We start from the raw sequence: 3,542 nt of genomic DNA on the forward strand, positions 1-3,542 counted from the left end.
CCCGTCGGCCGGGTCCGCCGACGCCCCTGCGGCCGCCGGCATCTCGACCGTCTCCCCGGTGGTCGGGGTGTCCGACCAGGCGGCCACCCGGCGGCGAGCCGGACGTCTCGGTGCGGTCCGCTCCCGGTCGACCGGTGTCCCGGTCTCGGCGATCGGGTAGGCGGTGGTGGCGTCCGGGTCGTCCCAGTCCGCTGCGGGCTCCTCGTGGTCGACGATGTCCCCGCTCCCGTCCCAGCCGAAGAATCCGCGCACGATGCCGGGGATCTCCCTCGCCGGGCGTCCCACCAGCACCAGCACTCCGAACGCCACGAGCAACACGAGGAGCGGGACGGCGACGAAGACGGACAGACCCGCCTCGAGCGTGCCCCCGACGATCCTCCCGAGGACGCCGGCTCCCCCACGGACCCCCTCCGGGTCCGAGGGCGACCCTGATCCCAGATGCCAGAGACCCAGCACACCCAGTGAGGTCACGGTGGTCCCGACCACCCACCTGGACTGGACGTCGGGTCGTGGCTCCCGCGCCATCACGAGGACGCCCCAGCCCCCGAGCAGCAACGGCAGGAGGGCACCCGGCGTCCCCACCACGGTGCGGATCCCGGTGTCGAACCACTCCCCCACCGGCCCCGCCGCACCGAACCACACCGCTCCCGCGAAGACGATCGCGATGCCGACGAGGATCAACCCGAGCCCGTCACGACGGTGCGGTGGTGCCACGCGCTCGTCGTCGGTTCCGCCTCGCAGCCCGCGCACCCCGTGACCGACCCCCTTCGCCACACCCGACCACCCGCCACGCAGACCGCGCCCGACGGCGCCGAAGGCACCGGACGTCCGCTCCGGAGGTGGGGTGACCGCATGGGAACCGCCGCGGGGGCCCGACTTCGGGGTGGAGACGACGGCGCCGCGACGGGAACCGCCTGACCGTGACGACGACGAGGTGGACGCGGTGGATCGCTGTGCGCCGGACTTCGAGGCCGGGCGTCGTCCACCGGGGGCACGGGTGGATCGCGTGTTCGAGCTGGGTGCCATGGGGGTCACTCTATCTTCTCGGACCCCATTGGTAACAGCAGCCACACGGGCCGGGGTCGGTCAGAAGCCCCTCGGTACCGCCCGGACCGCGTCGATGCCCCCCTGGGCTCCGGAGATGTCCACGTCCACCGCGTCCCTGCCGAACGCCCACAGGATCAACTCGACGGGGGCGGCCGTCACACTGACCATCGGGGCCAACGCGGCGCCCGTGGACACCGCACCGGACTTGGTCAACGTGATCCCCGGTGGGGTGCGCAGGTCGACCCGGGCGGACACCCGACGGAGGAACGTCCTGGCCACCGTGGTGCCTAGCGCCCAGATGCGATCGAGGTCCTCGACGTCGAACTCCCGCGTCGTCCATTCGCCACCGGCCCGGCGGACGTCCTCGTGGTGGACGAGGTACTCCGCGGCGTTGGCCACCCGGTCTGCGTAGCGGAGCGGCGAGTACCACGGCGCACCCGCCGCGATCTTCTCGAGCAGTTCGTCCCACGGACGCTCGGCCTCACGGAGGCGCAGTTCCTCCATCCGCGAGGCGAGCGCCGGCAGGACGATTCCCGCGGCGGCGTCGGGGCGTGCCTCCCGCACGACCAGGTGCGCCGCGAGATCCCGGGTCGTCCACCCGGCGCACAGCGTCGGTGCCTCCGGCCCGGCGGCGCGCATCGTCTCGACGAGAGCGCTGCGCTCCCGCTGCGCCAGTGTCCGCCGGTCGGGGTTCACCGGACTCAGTCCTGCGCTGCCACGGAGGTGATGACGGTGGGCACGATCATGGGCTTGCGACGCCACTTGTCGGAGACCCAGGTGCCCACGGTGCGGCGGACCGCCTGCGCGAGTCGGTAGGGGTCGGTCTCACCCTCCCCTGCCAGGTCCCACAGTGCGTTCTCGACCAGCTCGACGACCGGCGCCAACGCGCCCGGCTCGTCGGTGAATCCCTTGGCGATGATCTGGGGCTTGCTCACCGGTCGACCGGTGCGGGGGTCCACCACCACCGTGGCGACGATGAAGCCGTCCTCGGACAGCGCGGTGCGGTCCGCCAGCACGGTGTCGCCGACGTCGCCGGTGGACAGACCGTCCACGTACAGGTGGCCGACCGGGATCTGACCGACGGTGGACGCCTTGCCGTCGACGAGGTCCACCACGACGCCGTTCTGTGCGAGCACCACGTTCTCCGCCGGCACGCCGGTCGCGACCGCCAGGGCCCGGTTGGCCCGCAGGTGCCGCCACTCTCCGTGGACGGGCATGGCGTTCTTCGGCCGAACGGCGTTGTAGACGAAGAGCAGCTCGCCCGCGTCCCCGTGTCCGGAGACGTGGATGTTGGCATCGCGGCTGGTCACCACGTTCACGCCCATCTGGGACAGGCTGTTCTGCACGCTGAAGACCGGCTCCTCGTTGCCCGGGACGATCGACGAGGAGAACAGGACGGTGTCGCCCTCGGAGAGGTTGATCTGCCGGTGCTCGCGTCGGGCCATCCGGGACAACCCGGCCATCGACTCCCCCTGGGTCCCGGTGGTCATCACGAGGACCTTCTCGGAGGGGAGCTTCGCCGCGGCGTCCATGTCGATCAGAACGCCCTTCGGGTCCGTGAGCAGACCCAGTTCGAGCGCGATCTCCATGTTCCGGATCATGGACCGACCGGTGAGCGCGACCTTCCGGCCGCAGGCCTCGGCGGCCGCGATGACGGACTGCACGCGGTAGACGTTGGAGGCGAAGCAGGCCACCACGACGAGTCTGCGGGCGTCGCTGATGAGCCGCTGGAGAGCGGGGCCGACCTCGGACTCCGAGCGGCTGACTCCCGGGGTGGTGGCGTTGGTGGAGTCCAACAGCAGCAGGTCGATACCCTCGTCGCCGAACCGTGCCATCTTGGCCAGGTCGGTGGGCCGCTTGTCGGTGGGAAGCTGGTCGAGCTTGATGTCGCCGGACATCATCACGGAGTTGCCGCCCGCACGGACGACAACGCCCAGGCACTCGGGGATCGAGTGGTTGACGTCGAAGTAGCGGACCTCGAACGGGCCGAACGAACTCACGCTCGACTCGTCGACCTGCTGGAAGACCGGCTTGATCCGGTGCTCCCGGCACTTGGCCGCCACCAGGGCCAGGGTGAACCTGGATCCCACGACAGGGATGTTCGGGCGCAGTTTGAGAAGGAACGGGATCGCACCGATGTGGTCCTCGTGGGCGTGCGTGAGAACGAGCGCCTCGACCTGGTCGAGTCGGTCCTCGATGTGACCGAAGTCCGGGAGGATCAGGTCGACTCCGGGCTCAGTCGAACTCGGGAACAGGACACCGCAGTCCACGATCAGAAGCTTCGAGTCGTACTCGAAGGTCATCATGTTGCGGCCGATCTCCGTGATCCCGCCGAGCGCGACCAGACGCATCGCACCCTTGCGCGGCTTGGGCGGGCTGGGCAGCCGGACCGTCATGTCCCCGCCCTGCATGGTCTTGACGCCCCCGAACTCGGCGGTGGAGGTGGTCCCGTTACCCCGACCGCGGCCCCGGCCACCACGGCCACGGCCGCCGCC

Annotated in this window: 3 protein-coding genes; all 3 read right to left on the reverse strand. The window is 70.7% G+C overall.

Features of this window, described 5'->3' with window-relative positions; translation table 11 throughout:
• Positions 1-714 (reverse strand): DNA translocase FtsK 4TM domain-containing protein (locus tag G6021_RS13025; RefSeq protein ID WP_347238970.1); only part of this gene is annotated, 714 nt, incomplete at its 3' end.
• 372 nt (positions 715-1,086) lie between these two features.
• Entirely contained in the window at positions 1,087-1,743 is a 657-nt protein-coding gene (locus tag G6021_RS13030) for a TIGR03085 family metal-binding protein (RefSeq protein ID WP_182641474.1), read from the reverse strand.
• A 5-nt stretch (positions 1,744-1,748) separates the two neighbouring features.
• Positions 1,749-3,542, reverse strand: a 1,794-nt coding sequence (locus tag G6021_RS13035; RefSeq protein ID WP_277815263.1) for a ribonuclease J, incomplete at its 5' end; no start/stop codon positions are given.

It is taken from the genome of Dietzia sp. CW19 (genome assembly GCF_014145265.1).
GTDB classification, from domain to species: Bacteria; Actinomycetota; Actinomycetes; order Mycobacteriales; family Mycobacteriaceae; genus Dietzia; species Dietzia natronolimnaea.